We start from the raw sequence: 18,564 nt of genomic DNA, 5'->3' as shown, positions 1-18,564 counted from the left end.
CTGATCGCCCCGGTGGCAATGGAAAAGCAGCTCCGCTTCGCAATCCGCGAAGGTGGCCGTACCGTTGGCGCTGGCTCCGTAACCGAAATCATCAAGTAATCGGATAATAAAATGCCCAGAGAACTCATCACGCTCGAATGCACCGAATGCAATCAGCGCAACTATGACTGCGACAAGAACAAGCGTCTTCACCCCTCCCGCGTGGAGTACAAGAAGTACTGCCCGTTCTGCCGCAAGCATACTGTTCACAAGGAAACCAAGTAAGGAAGTCCGAATAGGTCGGTAGCTCAATTGGTAGAGTCACGGTCTCCAAAACCGTTGGTTGGGGGTTCGAGTCCCTCCCGACCTGCTCACTTCCTGGAGTCATTATGCGCAAGATCCAGCAATATGTCAAGGAATCCATCGAGGAACTGAAGAAAGTTACTTGGCCTACTTGGGAAGAACTTAAGGGTTCGACTTTGGTAGTGATGCTTTTCAGCGTCATTATGGGTCTGTACATTGCCGGACTCGACGTTGGTTTCTCTTGGATCATTGACAAGATTATGGGAAGAGGTTAATGTATGCTTTGGTATGCCATTCACACCTTTTCCGGTCAAGAAAATAACATTAAGAAACGTATCGAGCAGATGATTGAACGCGAAGGCGTTCAGGAAAAGTTCGGCCGTATCATTGTTCCGACCCGCGAAGTGGTTTCCACCGTTCGCGGTCGTCGTCATGTATCGGTGCAGAACGCAATGCCCACTTACGTTTTCATCGAAATGGTGCTGGACGAGCTCACCCAGCATTTGGTGATGAACATTAATGGCGTCACCCATTTCTTAGGAATGACACCCACCAAGAGGGTGGCTATTCCTTTACAACAGAGCGAGGTCGATCGTCTTCTTGGAGTTGATCCTAGTGGCTCCGCGGAAGGCGAGATCCAAAATCCGTACACAATTGGCGAAAATGTCCGCATCAAGGAAGGTCCTTTCAAGGACTTTGTGGGCGTCGTAGACGAAATCATGGAAGACAAGACCAAGATCAAGGTCATGGTCACCGTCTTCGGTCGTTCTACGCCTGTCGAACTTTCCTACAACCAGGTTGAGTCCGACATCGCTTAAGACTACGGTTTTGAAACGGAGATAACACAGTGGCAAAGAAAATCACAGGTTATATTAAGCTCCAGATTCCTGCAGGCGCCGCAAACCCGGCTCCTCCGGTGGGTCCCGCCCTTGGTCAGAAGGGTGTGAACATCATGGAATTCTGCAAGCAGTTCAACGCTAAGACCCAGAACGACAAGGGCATGATTATCCCGGTCGTTATCACGGTCTATGCCGATAAGAGCTTTACCTTCATCACGAAGGTATCGCCGGTTCCGGCCCTCATCAAGAAGGCTGCCGGCATTGAAAGCGGCTCTGGCGAACCCAACCGTAAGAAAGTTGGTAAGCTCACCAAGGCCCAGGTCCAGGATATCGCCCAAAAGAAGATGCCGGATCTAAACACAATCGACCTCGAAGCCGCTATGCGCATGGTCGCGGGTACTGCTCGCTCCATGGGCGTTGAAGTGGTTGACTGAGGCAGGTAATTCACCGTTACGTATCTGACAGGAAACACCATGTTCAGAGGAAAAAAATACAAGAAGATTGCTGAAAGCATCGATCGTAACAAGGCTTATGATCTTGCTGAAGCAGTCCAAATCCTTAAAAAGTCCGAATTGAAGTTCGACCAGACGGTCGAAATCCACTTCAATCTCGGTGTGGACCCAAAACATTCCGACCAAGTGGTTCGTGGCACTGTTGTGCTGCCGCATGGTACCGGTCGTCAGGTCCGCGTCTTGGTTTTCTGCAAGGACAATAATCTTGAAGTTGCAAAGAACGCAGGCGCAGACTACGCTGGTGGTGCTGACTTGGTTCAGAAGATTCAGGAAGGCTGGCTGGACTTTGATTCCGTCGTTGCTACTCCCGACATGATGCCGGTGATTAGTAAGGTCGCTAAGGTCCTCGGTCCTCGCGGTTTGATGCCTTCTCCGAAGGCCGGCACGGTTACGGTTAACGTGGCCCAGACGGTTAAGGAACTCAAGGCTGGTAAGATTCAGTACCGCGTTGACAAGGGCGCCAACGTCCATGCCCCCGTAGGCAAGCTCTCCTTCGGCGTCGAACAGCTGGTTGAAAACACCAAGGCTGTGATCGATTCCGTCGTCAAGAACAAGCCTCAATCTTCTAAGGGCACCTACATTAAGAGCCTTACGTTGTCTGCAACGATGGCTCCGGGCATCAAACTTGATATGGCACTGACGCGATAGGAGATACCATGAAAGCTGTAGTTAAAAAACAACAGACCGTGGATTCGCTCGTCGAGTCCTTCAATGGCGCTACCGCCGTCTATCTGCTCAATTATCAAGGCATGACCGTAGAAAAGGACAATGCCCTTCGCAAGGCACTCGCATCTAAGGGTGTGAAGTACCACGCTGTGAAGAACACTCTTCTCAAGCGCGTGCTCGCTGCTCTTAAGGTCGAAGGTCTCGACGATTTGCTGACCGGCGCAACTTCTGTGATGGTCGGCTTCGAAGAAGATCCGCTTCTGCCTGCTCGCGAAATTGAAGCATTCCACAAAGCAAACCCCGATTTCTTGGTTGCCAAGAGCGTGTACCTTGATGGCAAGGCGATGCCTGGCTCCGAAGTCGTGAACCTCTCCAAGATCCCGGATCGTAAGGGTATGATCGCTCAGATCGTCTCCATCGCTCTCGGACCTGGCTCCACGATCGCCGGTCAAATCAAGACGCTCCAGGAAAAGCTGGAAAAAGAATCGGGCTCCGAAGCTGCTCCTGAAGCCGCTGCGGAAGCTTAACAACAAACCACAAACCAAAAAATTTAAACGGAATAATCGGAGAAACACATCATGGCAACTGATATCAAGGCACTGGGCGATCAAATCGTTGGTCTTACCCTTCTCGAAGCCAAGGCTTTGGCTGACTACCTTAAAGAAACCCACGGCATCGAAGCTGCTGCCGGTGGCGCCGTCGTAATGGCCGCCGCTGCTGCCGCTCCTGCTGAAGAAAAGACTGAATTCGACGTGATCCTCGTCGAATGCGGCGCTAAGAAGATGGACGTCCTCAAGGCCGTTCGCGCTATCACCGGTCTGGGCCTCAAGGAAGCTAAGGACCTGGTCGAAAAGGCCAACAGCGTGGTCAAGGAAGCAATGCCGAAGGCCGACGCTGAAAAGCTCAAGAAGGACTTGGAAGATCTCGGAGCAAAGGTCGCTCTGAAGTAATGCTTTCACTTCATTGACTTATTATATGCCAACTGCCTGCACTATATGTGCGGGCTTTTGGTGTATAATGTTTGTCACTATTTTTTGCTATTTTTAGATAAAAAAGCTCTTCACCGGATGAGGTATTTCAAATGACCACGGAGCGAAAAAGCTATTCCTCCAATAAGTTCCAGCTGGAACTCCCGTACCTGATCGAAGTCCAGAAGGCTTCGTACGAGCAATTCCTCCAGAAGGAAATCTCGCCAGAAAAACGTCTCAAGGTAGGGCTGGAACGCGTGTTCCAGGATATTTTCCCGATCACTGACGTCAAGGGTCTTTATTCCCTTAATTATGAAGGTTATTATTTCGGTATCCCGAAGTACAGCATCCCCGAATGCCGTGAGCGTGGTCTCACGTATTCCATGGAGCTTTACGCCACTCTTTCTCTCCAGATTTTTGAAGAAGATGGCGAAGACCGCAAGCTCAAGGAAGAAGTCAAGAACGACGTCCTTATTTGCGAACTCCCGATCATGACTGAAAACGGTACGTTCATCGTCAATGGCGCTGAACGTGTTGTCGTTTCCCAGTTGCACCGTTCCTACGGTATTAGCTTTGACGAAGAACTCCAGCCGAGCGGCCGTTCCGACTATAAGAGCCGTATTATTCCGCACCGCGGCGCTTGGGTTGAATTCAATACCGAAGGCGACACCCTTTACCTCATCATCGACCGTAAGAAGAAGCTCGCCGCTACGACCATGCTCCGCTGCATCGGTTTCGAAACGACTCAGGAAATCTTGAAGCTCTTCTACAAGAAGACCGAAGAAGTTTCTGTTAGCGACCTCTCCAAGGAATTTGACGAAAATGGCGTTTGCGTTCTCATCGACCGCATCATTTTCGAAGACGTGATCGACAAGGATTCCGGCGAAGTGATCGTCCACGCTAACGACGTGATCGACGAAAAGAAGCTCGAGTGCCTCATCGAAAATAAGGTGGAAACGGTTGTGCTCCTCTCCAAGGACGAAGACAACCTCCTCATCCACTACACCCTCGCTGCCGACAAGTCCAAGTCTCGCGAAGACGCCCTTAAGGCTATCTACTCCGTGACTCACCAGCAGCAGGACGAAGCTCCGGATATGCGCACTGCCGAACTTTACTTCGACAGCCAGTTCATTTCCGATCCGCACAAGTACGATCTCGGCGAAGTTGGCCGTTATCGCTTGAACGCTAAGATTTACAGCAAGCCCGAAATCTTGAAGGTCCTCGAAGAACAGGGCGACGAATTCAAGATTCCGTCTCTCACCACGATGACCATGAGCAAGGCCGACTTCCTTGCTATCATCGAATACATGGTTGGCCTCTACAGCGATACCGAAGGTTACACCCTCGACGATATCGACCACTTGGGCAACCGTCGTACCCGTTCCGTGGGCGAACTCCTTGCTAACCAGATTTCCGTGGGTCTCTCTCGTATGTCTCGCGTCATCCGCGAGAACCTGAACCTCCACGGCGAAGACGAACAGACCACTCCGCGCGACCTCGTGAATACTCGTATGGTCAGCTCCACGGTGCAGTCCTTCTTCGGTTCTTCTCAGCTTTCCCAGTTCATGGACCAGATGAACCCGCTTTCTGAATTGACTCACAAGCGTCGTCTCTCTGCTCTTGGTCCTGGTGGTCTTTCCCGCGAACGCGCAGGCTTCGAAGTCCGTGACGTGCACTACACGCACTACGGCCGTCTCTGCCCGATCGAAACTCCGGAAGGCCCGAACATCGGTCTTATCAACTCCCTCGCATCTTTCGCCGTGGTGAACCACTTCGGCTTCATTGAAACCCCGTACCGTATCGTGGGTCTCATTGACTTCAAGGATGCCAAGGGCAACATTGTGAAGATTCCGGAAGCCAAGTGGCACTTCGGTATCTTCAAGGCTTTCGTGCATGACCCGCACCTCTTCCTGGAACTCGAACTTTCCAAGAAGCAGATCGATTCCGTGCGCATGAACCTCGACATCAAGCAGCGCGACCTCTTCGAAGGTTTCGTGAACAAGGTGTTTGCGTTCAAGGATGCCGAAGGCAACGTGACTTACTACCGTAACGGTTTCACCGTTGATGACTTCAACGGCAAGGCCGACTACGAACAGGTGGGCACTGTGGTTGAACAGATCGTTTCCGACTACATCACCTTCCTCACCGCCGACGAAGAAGATGCATTCAAGGTGGCTCCGGCTTCTACCGAACTCACCGAAGACAACCGCTTCAAGGGTGACATGGACGGCTACGTGATCGTTCGCGACAAGAGCGAATATCCGCACCTCATGCGCCAGGACAGCTTCGCCCTCGACGACACCGAAACCGAACGCATTGACCTCATGGACGTGGCCCCGATGCAGATCGTGTCTGTGGCTGCTGGTCTTATCCCGTTCCTTGAACACGATGACGCTAACCGTGCATTGATGGGTTCTAACATGCAGCGCCAGGCGGTACCTCTGCTCCGCGCCGAAGCTCCGGTTGTGGGTACGGGTCTCGAACGCCGCGCCGCTCTCGATTCGGGTACGGTCGTCCGCGCCAAGCACGACGGTAAGGTGACCTTCGTTGACGCTCGCAACATCACCGTGCAGCGTGGCAACATGGTCGACGGCAACTTCGTGCCGCTCACCGGTCTCGGCGAAGACTACGAATTCCTCGGCAAGGATCCGATTGACAACTACGTTCTCCGCAAGTTCGAACGTTCCAACCAGGATTCCTGCATCAACCAGAAGCCTATCGTGGATGTGGGCGACTTCGTCAAGGCTGGCGATGTGCTCGCTGACGGTGTGTCTACCGACCACGGCGAACTGGCTCTCGGTAAGAACATCTTGATCGGCTTCCTCCCCTGGAACGGTTACAACTACGAAGACGCCGTTATCATTTCGGAAGAACTCGCCATCAAGGATACCTTTACTTCTATCCATATCGAAGAATACGAATTGGAAGTCCGCGACACCAAGCGCGGTCCGGAAGAACTCACTCGTGAAATTCCGAACGTCGGCGAAGATGCTCTCCGCAACCTCGACGAAAACGGCGTGATCCGCGTGGGTGCCGAAGTTTCTGCTGACGATATCCTCGTCGGTAAGGTGACGCCGAAGGGCGAAACCGAACTCTCTCCGGAAGAACGTTTGCTCCGCGCTATCTTCGGCGAAAAGGCCGGCGACGTGCGCGATTCTTCTCTGAAGGCTCCTCCGGGAATGAAGGGTGTCGTGCTCGAAACCCGTATCTTCAGCAAGAAGGACAAGGCCGACAAGAACAGCAAGGAAAAGGATCAGGAAACGATCAACGAAATCCGTTCCAACTTCCAGGCTCAGATCGACAAGATCAAGGCTTCTTGCTCCGAACACTTGTTCGAACTCTTGGGCGGCAAGGCTGCCGGTAAGGTCATGGACAACGAAACCCATGAACTCCTTATCCGCGAAGGCCAGACTTATACTGAACAGAACCTCTCCGTCATCGACGTGACGAAGGTTTCTCCGGCTTCCACTTTCGTGGTGGGCGACGACGAACTCCAGGAAAAGGTTCTTTCGCTCGTGCTCGTTGCACGCGACAACCTGGATACGCTTACCCGTACCATGGAAAAGGAAATCGACAAGGTCACTAAGGGTGACGAACTCAAGCCGGGTGTCCTCAAGAGCGTGAAGGTCTACATCGCCAAGAAGCGTTGCCTCTCTATCGGTGACAAGATGGCAGGTCGTCACGGTAACAAGGGTGTGGTCTCCAAGATCGTGCCTGTTGAAGACATGCCGTTCACCGAAGACGGTCGTCCGCTCCAGATTCTTCTGAACCCGCTGGGCGTGCCTTCTCGTATGAACATCGGTCAGGTGCTCGAAGTCCACTTGGGCTGGGCTGCCAAGACCCTCGGTTTCAAGGTTTCCACTCCGGTGTTCGACGGTGCCAAGTTCGAAGACATCTGCAAGGAACTCGAAAAGGCTTACCAGAAGAACCCGATCGTGAACTACGAAATGGATCCGGACAATAACAAGATTATCGGTAAGGCAAAGCTCTATGATGGCCGTACCGGTGAAGCATTCTTGAACCCGGTTACTATCGGTTACATGTACTACCTGAAGCTCGGTCACTTGGTGGACGACAAGATCCACGCCCGTTCTATCGGTAGCTACGCGCTCGTGACGCAGCAGCCTCTTGGCGGTAAGAGCCAGTTCGGTGGCCAGCGCTTCGGTGAAATGGAAGTGTGGGCTATGGAAGCTTACGGTGCCGCTTACACGCTGCAGGAACTCCTCACCGTCAAGTCTGACGACGTGCAGGGCCGTTCTAAGGTGTACGACGCTATCGTGCACGGTCAGAACACTCCGAAGCCGGGTGTTCCTGAATCCTTCAACGTTATGATCCGCGAAGTTCGTTCTTTGGGTCTCAATATTCAGACCAATGGAGATAAGTAATATGGTCGAAGAAATTGAACGCGACAATTCTGGCGATATTTCGATTCACCTCGCCGCTCCGGAAATGATCCGTAGCTGGTCCCATGGTGAAGTGACCAAGCCCGAAACCATCAACTACCGTTCCTTCAAGCCTGAAAAGGATGGTCTTTTCTGTGAAAAGATTTTTGGACCGGTGAAGAACTGGGAATGTAACTGCGGTAAGTTCAAGCGTATCCGTTACAAGGGTGTCGTTTGCGACCGTTGCGGCGTGGAAGTGACTCACTCCAACGTGCGCCGTAAGTACATGGGCCACATTGAACTTGCTATTCCTCTGACTCACACTTGGTTCGTCCGTAACCAGCCGTGCGTCATTGGCGCTCTGTTGAACCTTTCCACCAAGGATCTCGACAACATCATCTACTACGAAAAGTATGTTGTGATTGATCCGGGTGACGCCGACCTCGAACCGAATGCCTTGATCGATGAAGCCCAGTATCAGGACCTCACCAACGAAGGCCGTACTTTCGACGCCAAGATGGGTGCTTCCGCCATCAAGCAGCTGCTTGACCGCGTTGACCTCACCGCCCTTTCTGCAGAACTCCGCACTCAGGCTATGTCCAAGTCCAAGACCAAGCAGGAAGATGCTCTCAAGCGCCTCAAGGTCGTGGATTCCTTCCTCAAGTCTCAGCGCGAAAGCTTCCGCGGCTACTACGAAGATCCGGTCAAGGCCATGAAGGCCGACAGCCAGCAGCCCTGGCTCCGTGGTCTCGCCGAAGCCGTTGCCGAATTCAAGGCTAACTACGAAGCCAAGCACGACAACTTTGTCGTGGCCGACGCTTACGAAGAATTCCGCAAGATGTACCCGAGCGAAGCTCGTCTTCTTGCAAACCAGCCGTCTTGGATGATCCTCGACGTGCTTCCGGTGATTCCGCCTGATCTTCGTCCGCTCGTTCCGCTCGAAGGCGGCCGTTTCGCAACGTCTGACTTGAACGAACTTTATCGCCGCGTCATCAACCGTAACAACCGTTTGAAGAAGTTGATTGACCTCCGTGCACCGAACGTGATTCTCTGCAACGAAAAGCGTATGTTGCAGGAAGCCGTTGACCAGCTGTTCGACAGCGGCCGTCGCACTGCCCGTACGGGTTCTGCACGTCCGATGAAGAGCCTCGCCGAACTCTTGAAGGGTAAGCAGGGCCGCTTCCGTATGAACTTGCTCGGTAAGCGCGTGGACTACTCCGGTCGTTCCGTGATCGTGGTGGGCCCGGAACTCCGCATGCATCAGTGCGGTCTCCCGAAGCGCATGGCTCTCGAACTTTACAAGCCGTTCATTATCCACCGCTTGGAAGAAGAAGGTATCGTTTATACCCTCAAGTCCGCTAAGAAGTATGTGGACGCCGAACGTCCGGAAGTTTGGGACATCCTCGAAGAAATTATCGAAGACCACCCGGTGATGCTGAACCGTGCTCCGACGCTTCACCGTCTGGGTATTCAGGCCTTCTATCCGCGCCTGATCGAAGGTAACGCAATCCGCCTCCACCCGCTCGTCTGTACTGCATTTAACGCAGACTTCGACGGTGACCAGATGGCATGCCACCTTCCGCTGTCTTTCGAAACGCAGCTCGAATGCCGCGTGCTCATGCTTTCTTCCAACAACATTCTTCACCCGGCTTCCGGTCAGCCGATCGCTGTGCCGGGCCAGGACATCGTGCTCGGTCTGTACTATCTGACCAAGCCGCGTCCGGCTCGTAAGGGTGAAGGCATGCACTTCTTCGACTCTGCCGAAGCCGTGCGCGCTTACGAAAACGGTGTTGTTGACCTGAACGCAATCGTTTACTTGAAGCTCAAGGCCGGCAAGAAGATTTACATGGGCGCCCTCGAAAAGGATGCCGTGTGCCTCCGCGAAGCTGCCGACGATAACGGCAACATCGAACAGGCTGTGAAGGCCGGTGAAAAGATTAAGTTCCTTACTCTTAAGGAAGACAATGTTATCAAGACGACCGTCGGTCGTATCATCTTCAACGAATTCGTTCCGAAGGAACTTGGCTACGCCAACGAAACCTTCGGCAAGAAGGTGATCGCCAAGTCCATTGACGACCTGTACCGCCGTACCGGTAACCGCGTGACCGTGGATTACCTGGATGACTTGAAGGCTAACGGTTACAAGTGGGCAACTCGCGCCGGTTCTTCTGTGGCTATCGCCGAAATGGTGATCCCGAAGGAAAAGCAGGAAATGCTCGACAAGGCTGCCGAACAGGTTTCCCGCATCCGCGGCCTTTATGAAGACGGTGTGATTACCGACGGTGAACGTTATAACCAGACCATTGACGTGTGGTCCAAGACCACGTCCGAAGTTGCTGCTAAGCAGTGGGACTTGCTCTCCAGCGACCGCGACGGCTTCAACCCGGTTTACATGATGGCCGACTCCGGCGCTCGTGGTAGCCGTGAACAGATTAAGCAGCTGTCCGGTATGCGTGGTTTGATGCAGAAGCCGATCAAGCAGCTCGGTGGTCAGGAAGTTATTGAAAACCCGATTAAGTCTTGCTTCCGTGAAGGCTTGAACGTGATGGAATACTTCATCTCGTCTCACGGTGCTCGTAAGGGTTTGGCAGATACCGCTCTTAAGACGGCTGACGCTGGTTACCTTACCCGTCGTCTCGTGGACGTGGGCCAGGACCTCGTGATTACCGAAGAAGACTGCGGTACCACGAACGGCATCGAAGTGTCCGCGTTCAAGGACGGCGACGATACCGTGATTGCTCTTGAAGAACGTCTCCTCGGTCGTGCACCGGTGGACGACATCAAGCACCCGGTGACTGGCGAAGTGATCGTCAAGGCCGGCGAACTCGTGACCGAACGCGACCTCCCGAAGATCTCCGCTACGGGTCTCGAACACATCAAGATGCGTTCCGTGCTTACCTGCGATTCCCGCAATGGTGTCTGCTCCAAGTGCTATGGCCGTATGCTTGCATCCGGTCGCCCGGTTGACCTGGGCGAAGCTGTTGGCGTGCTCGCTGCACAGTCCATCGGCGAACCGGGTACGCAGCTTACCCTCCGTACCTTCCACATCGGTGGTGCTTCTTCTCGTCTTACTGTTGAAAGTGACAAGAAGGCAACCGTCGACGGCCACATCGAACTCGAACAGGTTGAAACTGTCGAACACGAAGGCCAGAAGGTCGTTACCAGCCGCATGGCTGAACTCGTTATCTTTGACAAGACCGGCATCAACAAGGGTCGTTACCAGATTCCGTACGGCTCTATCCTCCATGTCGAAAACGGCGCCGCAGTTACTGCTGGCCAGGTAATGTTCGAATGGGATCCGTATAACAGCCCGATTATCAGTAACGTTTCTGGTAAGGTTGTTCTTACGGACATGGTTGAAAACCGCACCTACCGTTCCGAAACTGACGAAGTGACGGGCGTGGAAACCTGGACCGTGATTAGCGACAAGCAGCACGGCAAGAAGGACCTCCACCCGGCAGTTACCATCGTTGATTCTTCTAACACGAAGATCGGTAACTACATGCTTCCGGACGGCGCTATCCTTACCGTTAAGGCTGGCGACATGGTGACCATCGGTCAGACTGTTGCAAAACTTCCGCGCGCTGCCGGTAAGACCCGCGATATTACGGGTGGTCTTCCGCGCGTGGCCGAACTCTTCGAAGCTCGCGTTCCGAAGAACAAGGCATTCATCGCTCCGATTGACGGTCTCGTCGAAAAGATCGAAGAAGTTCGCAACAACCAGGTAGTTTATATTAAGATGGATGACCAGGAAGAGAAAGTGCTGGTTCCCCGCGGCGTCCATCTGGCGGTCAACGAAGGTGACCGTGTCCACATTGGTCAGAAGATCAGTGAAGGCAGCGTGGATCCCCACGATATCCTCGACGTCCTCGGTCCTGAAGAGGTCCAGCGTCACTTGGTGAACGAAATCCAGGCGGTGTACCGCTTGCAGGGTGTGGCTATCGCAGATAAGCACATCGAATGTATCGTCCGCCAGATGATGCGTAAGGTGAAGGTCAAGGATTCCGGAGACTCCGAACTGCTTCCGGGCGAAGAAATTTCCAAGGCCCGTCTCCGCGCAGAGAACGACCGCTTGGTCGCACTCGGCAAGACTCCGGCGACCTTCACGCCGATGCTCCTTGGTATCACGAAGGCATCCTTGGCGACAGACAGCTTCATTTCTGCCTGCTCGTTCCAGGAGACCACCAAGATCCTTACCCGCGCTTCCATCGAAGGTAGCGTTGACCCGCTCCTGGGTCTTAAGGAAAACGTGATTATGGGTCGTCTTATTCCGTGCGGTACTGGCGCACGCCACCTGAGGAACGTCCAGGTGGTGGATGCCGATGCCGAACTGGATGCCGCGGCTCGGCCTATGGGTATCCAGGGCGATTACACCGAATCCGACGATAGCGCCATCCAGATGCTGGATAACGAAATCGGTATCAATGACGAGGAAGATTCGGATAATTAACCCGAGATACTTGAAAAAAATTGGAAAAGAAACTATATTTGCACTCCAAAATCTAGGAGATTAACAGTGCCAACTATTCAACAGCTCGTCCGTAACGGACGTGAACAGATCAGCAACAAGACCGCTTCCGTGGCCTTGAAGTCCTGCCCCCAGAAGCGCGGCGTTTGCACCCGCGTGTACACCAGCACCCCGAAGAAGCCGAACTCTGCTCTTCGTAAGATTGCCCGTGTGCGTCTTTCCAACAAGATGGAAGTGACCGCATACATTCCTGGTGAAGGCCACAACCTCCAGGAACACTCCATCGTGCTCATCCGCGGTGGTCGTGTGAAGGACGTCCCCGGTGTTCGTTACCACATCATCCGTGGTACCTTGGATACCCAGGCTGTGAACGGTCGTCAGAACGGCCGCTCCAAGTACGGTGTTAAGAAGAAAGGTGCCGCTCCGGCCAAGAAGTAAGGAAGGTAGAATATGTCTAGAAGAAGAAAGGCTCTCCATCGCTCCATCCTCCCGGATCCGCGTTACAAGTCCACGCTCGTTACCGAACTCGTCGGTGTCGTGCTGAAGCAGGGCAAGAAGACCATCGCTGAACAGATCGTCTATACCGCTCTCGAAACCCTCGGCCAGAAGCTCGAAGGCCCGGAATCCCCGCTTGAAAAGTTCGAAATCTGCCTCGAAAACATCAAGCCGCGTCTCGAAGTGAAGTCCCGCCGTATCGGTGGTGCAAACTACCAGGTTCCGATGGAAGTTGCTCCGGACCGCGCCAAGGCTCTCGCTCTCCGTTGGTTGCTCGACGCTGCCCGTAGCCGCAACGAAGCCAACATGGCTGACCGCCTTGCTGCAGAACTCGTTGCCGCCAAGAACGGTGAAGGCAACGCTGTCCGCAAGAAGAACGACACGCACAAGATGGCCGAAGCCAACAAGGCTTTCGCCCATTTCCGTTTCTAATTCTTGCATTAGCACAGAATTATCCTAGAGGAAGGCTCCGCTTAAAAGCGGAGCTTTTCTTTTTTGTGCCGTTTATCGTTGCGTTTTTCCCGTTTATCAAAGGATTGGGCTGGGGGAGGCCTTTCCCGGAGAAAAGGAATTACTTTTAGGGTGAATTTGTTGTGATGGGAACTTTTATGGGTCGGTTAGGAAAATTTAATTTGTTCGTATTTCTTTTCACTGCAGTGTCTGCGGTGCATGCCTTTGCGCAGCCAGCCGAAGTGGACGGCCCCATTTTGCAGGATTATTGCCCTAGCTGCGATGACAACAAGACGCCTGAATATATGCCGTATGGGTTTACGGCAGAGATCGCCTATGCAGGGCCGACCGTATTGAGGATGCAACTTTTTGGGTTGCGTATTTTTTCTATAAAGAAAAAGGCTCTTATTGGATTGCCCTTGATTGCCGCGGATATCGATTTTGACGAGTGGAATGAAGGGTGGAAGATTTCCGATGAAGGTATATTAGGTTTTTTCATCTGTTTTGCCTCCATAGAAGGGGGTGGTGACCTTGGAACTTGGCTGGGTTATCTCTTGTTCGGCAATACTTACTACCCCTTGACAGAAGACGCTAGTATCGGATTGTTCGAAACGCATCATATTGTAGATTACCTGATTTATGATACGAGCCTTGGAAAACCCTGGGAATTCGGCTTCTCGGAAGCGGCGGGCGTCAAGTTCATTTATAGTAAAAGTAGAACGGGTGACGTGTACTATCTTGACGTGGGCGCCAATGTCCGGTTGACGAATAAGGCATTCCGCTTCGGAGCGTTTGTACAGTTTGGATTCACTGGAACACATACGTAGGCACACTCACCTTGCTTTAATGCAATTGTAGACTAAAATTTTAACACAAAAATGCCGAAATTTTGCGTAATTAGGCGTTTAAAACCGAACAACGCAAATAGTTGGACTTTTATTGCTTTTGTATACAGCGGGATTTATCTTTGCAGTAAAGGGTAAAAACAAAACACTTATGGGAGTGAAAATGAAAAAACACCTGAAATCCTTTGCCGGCATTTTGGCATCTGCCGCTTGCCTTGGCGCATTCGCGACCACCACATCGATGGCTGCAGAAACCTACGCGGGAACCTTCTTTGATGAAAACGGAGCCTACTACGGCCCGGACTGCGATAAAGAAAAGAACTATTCCGGCGCTTATTACACGGGTAATTACGAAAGCCCGTTCAAGACAATCTTGGGTAAGACCGATGCAGAAATTCAGGAAAAGATGGATGCCCTTTGGAATCATTACTTTAAGGGCGACAACAACTCCAAGGTCTATTACGACAAGGGCAACGAAGCTTACATTCTCGACGTGAACAACAGAGACGTCCGTTCTGAAGGCATGTCTTATGGAATGATGATTGCCGTGCAGACCGGCCACAAAGAAGAATTCGACAAGCTCTGGAACTGGGCCAAAAATCACATGTGGCACAAGGGCGGTGGCTGGGATGGCTACTTCGCTTGGCAGCGCAACGAAAGCGGTTCCGGCGGTGACGACAACTGCGCTCCGGACGGCGAAATGTATTTTATGATGTCGCTCCTCTTTGCAGCGAACCGCTGGAATGACAGCAAGTACATGGACGATGCCCAGTACATCTTGAAGAAGATGTGGGACAACGGTCAGCATAGCCTTTTCAACCCACAACATTACGTTATCACGTTCCAGCCGCAGGGCAACGAAAATAACTTCTCCGACCCGTCTTACGACTTGCCGGCATACGTTGATCTTTTCGCCCGCTGGTCCACCTCCAATCAGGACAAGTGGAGCAAGGCAGCGAAGGCAACCCGCGATCACTTGTACAAGTCTTCCAACACCAAGTCTGGTTTGTTCAGCGATTACAACAACTTTGACGGTACTCCGCACGGTGTGAGCTACAATGCCCATGCAGAACAGTACATGTACGATGCCATGCGCTGTGCCATGAACTTCGGTATGGACTACTACCTGTTCGGTGTTGATTCTGCTCGTCAAGAAGAAATGGCCCGCCGCATTATCGATTTCTTTGAAAAGGATGGCTACAAGCACGCCCGCTTTAACTGGGATGGCTCTAATCCGCAGGAACAGTATACGCAGGGCGAAGCTGGTGCAAATGCAGTTGCAGCCATGGCTTTGATTAATGATTCCAAGTACGATGCCGCCGTCAAGAAAAACCTGGAATTGGCATGGGATACTAAGTTCATGACCGGTCAGTACCGCTACTACGACGGCCTGGTGCATTACCTTGCCATGCTCCATTTGAGCGGCACCTTCAAGATTTGGAAGCCGAAGCCGAATGTCGAATCTGAAGAAAAGACCATTAACGAAACCGAAATCAATGGCGTGACCTATAACGACGGCGACAAGATCGATTACTTCGAAGGTTGCAAGCTCTACAAGGCGACCATCAAGGCTGCCGCCCAGACTGGCCCGGGTAATGATTCTACTGTTACCAACCCTGATTCCACCGTTACCAACCCGGATTCTACGATTGCAATTGGCGCAACGGTTGCCTTGAACAATAATGTTCGCGTGTGGTCCACCAACAGCGCAATCGTTATCGAAAACGCTCCGGCTGGAACCAAGTATACGGTCACTGATCTCAACGGTCGCGTGCTGACTGCATCGAAGACTGCAACTTCGACCCAGGAAGTCCGCCTCGCCAAAACGGGCCCGATGCTTGTCATTGTCGGCAACAAGGCATACAAGGTCGTGAAATAGTAAAGCTTCTATTTAAGGCTTGTATATAAAAAGTCCCGGAAGGAAAACCTTCCGGGATTTTTTGGTTGTTTGGGTTGGAGTGATGATTATTGTTTAATAGAAAGTTTGTAAATGCTCCGTGTATTTGCCTCGGGTGCGTCGATAGCGTGTACGCCCGGGGTGAAGTGCTGTACGGCGCTCTGCCACAAAATGCGGCCCTGGTAGTCGAACTGCACGACGCTTGCCTTTAATGCTTTGTCGGTTTGCATGTAGAGTTTGCCGTCTTGCAGGCGAAAGGAGCTACCGGCGGCCCTCCCGGTAGGCTTGATGCCCGTGTTGCCGCCGTCGGGGTCTGCTGCTTTCATCTTCGCGATGCCGGCCTTCCAGGCGTCAACGGCGGCCTGCGAGGTGTTGAGCGCCCAGTCGCCTTCGTTGGCTTCTTTGCTCTGGCTGAACCACATCACCGCGAAAACGCGGGAGAAGTCCGTGGCAAAATGCTCGAACATGTCGGTAATCCATTCGGCCTTGTTGCCGCCGAGTTCGGAGCTCGAAATTTCGGCGATGAAGAGTGGCTTGTCGATATTCGCGAGAGCGTTGTAGGCCTTCTTGAATACCTGCGTGAAAGTCTGCCAGCTGGACCAGCTCTGGCATTTGCCCCAGTTGTAGCCGTCGATGGAGATGTAGTCGACGTATTCGTCGCCGGGGTAGTTGCCGGTAAGCGTGGAACCCTTTCCTGCGTTCGAGGCGTTAGTGGTCCAGACCCACTTGACGTTTTCGACTTTTTCTTCGCGGAAGATTTTCACGATGTGGCGGAATGCTTCGGCCACGTTTGCGTCGGTGTTGCCGGCACCTTCTTTACCCACGCCCCAGTCGTACCAGTCGCCGTTTGCTTCGTGGAGGGGCCTGAGCCAGATTTCTTCACCGTAATTCTTGACGCCCTTGGCGTAATCGCGGATGTATTCGTCGGCTCTGCCGTCGACCAAGTCTTGGGCACCGTATCCGTTAGCCATCCAAGTGATCACCAGTGTGGAGCCGTTTTCCTTGGCGACGTTGGCGTATTCTTCGGTTGCGTTCCAGTCGTTGATGTCGAAAAGTGCAAAGTAGCTGATCAGGTCGAGATGCGTGCCCTGCAAATCCTGGAACGCCTGCACGTTCTGCTGCGTGGGCTGCGGATACTGACCCGGGCCACCGACCCATGCGCCGACCTGGAATGCCATGGCCGCGACAGGTGCGACACACATAGAGAGGAATAATTTCTTGTTCATATAAACCCCGATTGGCGTTAAACGCCGGTGATGTTGTTTTACGTTTTAAAGATATGTTCGGGATTTTGTGAAATACGATTTAATTGTTTATATTTATATTAAAGTGTATCTAGTGTTATAACGGAGGCTCCATGACTGTCGATGAATTTTGCAAGTGGATAGAATCGTCCGGATTCAAGGACGGCGCAAGGCTTCCATCTGTGCGCAAGGTGGCTGCGTCATTGCATGCCTCGACCTTTACGGTTTTCCAGGCGTACAAGCGCTTGGTAGAACAAGGGAAAATCTACGGAGAGCATGGTAATGGTTACTTTTGGGGCCAAAAGCCCGAAATCGTGGTAGACGCAGGCGAACATGAGACCGAACGCCTGGAGCGCCTGCTTTTAGAAGACTGGAAATCCGGCAAGATTTCGGTAGACAGTACGCTGCCGTCGATCAAGGACTTGTGCTTAGTTTACAGGACCACGTCAGGCTCCATGAGCCGTACCCTTGAAATGCTGCGTGAAAGGGGAGTGCTCGACCGCAAGGGCCGCGGGCGTTACTACTTCAAGAATACAAGGTCGTCTGCGGTCAACTTGAAGGAAATCCTCTTGATTATGCGTTGCAATCCGAACGGGGATTTTAACGGGCTTGGCGAACGTGAACTGACGTTCATGCAGAAGGTGTACGCCGAGGCGCGCCGCAACAAACTTAAAGTCAAGGCGCTCGGATATTATGAAAAAGAGGGGCTTTTTCTAGATGCCGCCGGAAACCGGGTCAGGCTGGAGGACTGCGGCGAATACTTCGGTGCCGTCGTTTCGACCATGCTGGTGTTCAACATAAGCAAACTCTTTGCCCTGCTTGCCTGCACGCGGTTCCCGATTTCGGTGTGGTGGGAACACCCGCTGTACGACATTCCCCGCGCATTGAAAAAAGAAAAGCGCTACGCGTTCTTCAATTTGGCCTTTGGCGATTTTCCGGGACGCGCGGTGGGACATTTCTTGAAAGAAAAGGGAATGGAACGTGTCGCCTTTATTTCGCCTTACCACATGAGCATGTGGTCAAGGGACCGCCTGAAAGGACTCAAGAAGGTGGGGCTCGATGTAATCGAGGCAACCGATGCGAGCCATGCGAGCCATTTTGATTTTATGCAGGAGAAGGGGGCGTACGAACTTTTCAGCCGTATTTTGCTTAAGCTGGTGAAAGCGATTCCGCCTGTAGATGCGTGGGTCGTGTCTAACGATAGGGCAGGGGTGGAAATTTTGTCGCTTGTGGAGCAGGGCAAGCTCAAGCGCCCGCCTTACATGGTATCGTTTGACAATTCTAACGACAGTTACCGCAACCGCCTGGATTCCTTCGAGTTCAGCCTCGATGCCCTTGCCGAGCAGTCCGTGTTTCACTTGGTATCCCCTGGAGTTACTTTGTATAAAAAAGACGATTTTAGGGAACTTTCGGGGCATGTCGTGGAAAAATGACGGTTTTTTCTGCCAACCATTAATCACTAAATCTTCACATTTTTTCTAACCACTAACCATTAATCAGTAACCACTTTTTTATA

The 18,564-nt window shown here is 52.5% G+C and carries 16 protein-coding genes and 1 tRNA gene; 16 read left to right on the top strand and 1 reads right to left on the bottom strand.

Annotated elements, in window-relative coordinates; translation table 11 throughout:
- From QZN53_RS06110 to QZN53_RS06040, 15 genes are all read left to right on the top strand, one after another.
- Positions 1 to 99, top strand: a 99-nt coding sequence (locus tag QZN53_RS06110; protein ID WP_163414374.1) for a hypothetical protein, incomplete at its 5' end; no start/stop codon positions are given.
- Positions 100 to 111: 12 nt separating this feature from the next.
- The gene (gene rpmG, locus QZN53_RS06105; RefSeq protein ID WP_072801172.1) at positions 112 to 264 is read left to right on the top strand and encodes a 50S ribosomal protein L33; all 153 of its coding nucleotides are present in this window, start codon (positions 112 to 114) and stop codon (positions 262 to 264) included.
- Positions 265 to 276: 12 nt separating this feature from the next.
- A tRNA-Trp gene (locus QZN53_RS06100) sits at positions 277 to 349 on the top strand.
- A gap of 19 nt (positions 350 to 368) precedes the next feature.
- Positions 369 to 557, top strand: a complete 189-nt coding sequence (gene secE, locus QZN53_RS06095; RefSeq protein ID WP_072980610.1) for a preprotein translocase subunit SecE — start codon at positions 369 to 371, stop codon at positions 555 to 557.
- Between the two features lie 3 nt (positions 558 to 560).
- Positions 561 to 1,100, top strand: coding sequence for a transcription termination/antitermination protein NusG (gene nusG, locus QZN53_RS06090; protein WP_073322889.1), 540 nt, complete (start codon positions 561 to 563; stop codon positions 1,098 to 1,100).
- 29 nt (positions 1,101 to 1,129) lie between these two features.
- Complete coding sequence (rplK, locus tag QZN53_RS06085; RefSeq protein WP_072801175.1) at positions 1,130 to 1,555, top strand: 50S ribosomal protein L11; 426 nt, start codon at positions 1,130 to 1,132, stop codon at positions 1,553 to 1,555.
- A gap of 39 nt (positions 1,556 to 1,594) precedes the next feature.
- On the top strand, positions 1,595 to 2,281 hold the full coding sequence (gene rplA / locus QZN53_RS06080) for a 50S ribosomal protein L1 (RefSeq protein WP_072801176.1): 687 nt from the start codon (positions 1,595 to 1,597) through the stop codon (positions 2,279 to 2,281).
- An 8-nt stretch (positions 2,282 to 2,289) separates the two neighbouring features.
- The gene (rplJ, locus tag QZN53_RS06075) at positions 2,290 to 2,826 is read left to right on the top strand and encodes a 50S ribosomal protein L10 (protein ID WP_072801177.1); all 537 of its coding nucleotides are present in this window, start codon (positions 2,290 to 2,292) and stop codon (positions 2,824 to 2,826) included.
- Between the two features lie 51 nt (positions 2,827 to 2,877).
- Entirely contained in the window at positions 2,878 to 3,249 is a 372-nt protein-coding gene (gene rplL, locus QZN53_RS06070) for a 50S ribosomal protein L7/L12 (RefSeq protein WP_072980602.1), read from the top strand.
- Between the two features lie 131 nt (positions 3,250 to 3,380).
- Positions 3,381 to 7,652, top strand: coding sequence for a DNA-directed RNA polymerase subunit beta (gene rpoB / locus QZN53_RS06065; protein ID WP_163437975.1), 4,272 nt, complete (start codon positions 3,381 to 3,383; stop codon positions 7,650 to 7,652).
- Between the two features lies 1 nt (position 7,653).
- A complete protein-coding gene (gene rpoC / locus QZN53_RS06060) occupies positions 7,654 to 12,099 on the top strand; it encodes a DNA-directed RNA polymerase subunit beta' (RefSeq protein WP_163437973.1) in 4,446 nt (1,481 codons plus the stop codon).
- A 66-nt stretch (positions 12,100 to 12,165) separates the two neighbouring features.
- Complete coding sequence (rpsL, locus tag QZN53_RS06055) at positions 12,166 to 12,555, top strand: 30S ribosomal protein S12 (protein ID WP_072980597.1); 390 nt, start codon at positions 12,166 to 12,168, stop codon at positions 12,553 to 12,555.
- Between the two features lie 12 nt (positions 12,556 to 12,567).
- Positions 12,568 to 13,044: a 30S ribosomal protein S7 gene (gene rpsG / locus QZN53_RS06050; RefSeq protein WP_163437972.1), complete on the top strand. Its 477-nt coding sequence runs from the start codon at positions 12,568 to 12,570 to the stop codon at positions 13,042 to 13,044.
- A 164-nt stretch (positions 13,045 to 13,208) separates the two neighbouring features.
- Complete coding sequence (locus QZN53_RS06045) at positions 13,209 to 13,889, top strand: hypothetical protein (RefSeq protein WP_163437971.1); 681 nt, start codon at positions 13,209 to 13,211, stop codon at positions 13,887 to 13,889.
- A 181-nt stretch (positions 13,890 to 14,070) separates the two neighbouring features.
- On the top strand, positions 14,071 to 15,786 hold the full coding sequence (locus QZN53_RS06040; protein ID WP_294652071.1) for a glycosyl hydrolase family 8: 1,716 nt from the start codon (positions 14,071 to 14,073) through the stop codon (positions 15,784 to 15,786).
- 86 nt (positions 15,787 to 15,872) lie between these two features.
- Here QZN53_RS06040 and QZN53_RS06035 read toward each other — a convergent pair whose 3' ends face one another.
- On the bottom strand, positions 15,873 to 17,030 hold the full coding sequence (locus QZN53_RS06035) for a glycoside hydrolase family 26 protein (RefSeq protein WP_163437969.1): 1,158 nt from the start codon (positions 17,028 to 17,030) through the stop codon (positions 15,873 to 15,875).
- Between the two features lie 131 nt (positions 17,031 to 17,161).
- On the opposite strand from QZN53_RS06035, the gene QZN53_RS06030 reads away from it, so the two are divergent.
- Complete coding sequence (locus QZN53_RS06030) at positions 17,162 to 18,481, top strand: GntR family transcriptional regulator (protein ID WP_163437968.1); 1,320 nt, start codon at positions 17,162 to 17,164, stop codon at positions 18,479 to 18,481.
- Positions 18,482 to 18,564: the final 83 nt, after the last annotated feature.

Source organism: uncultured Fibrobacter sp., assembly GCF_900316465.1.
GTDB lineage: Bacteria > Fibrobacterota > Fibrobacteria > Fibrobacterales > Fibrobacteraceae > Fibrobacter.
Note: the sequence above shows the minus strand (reverse complement) of the source record. Positions and strands in the feature narration are given on the sequence as shown.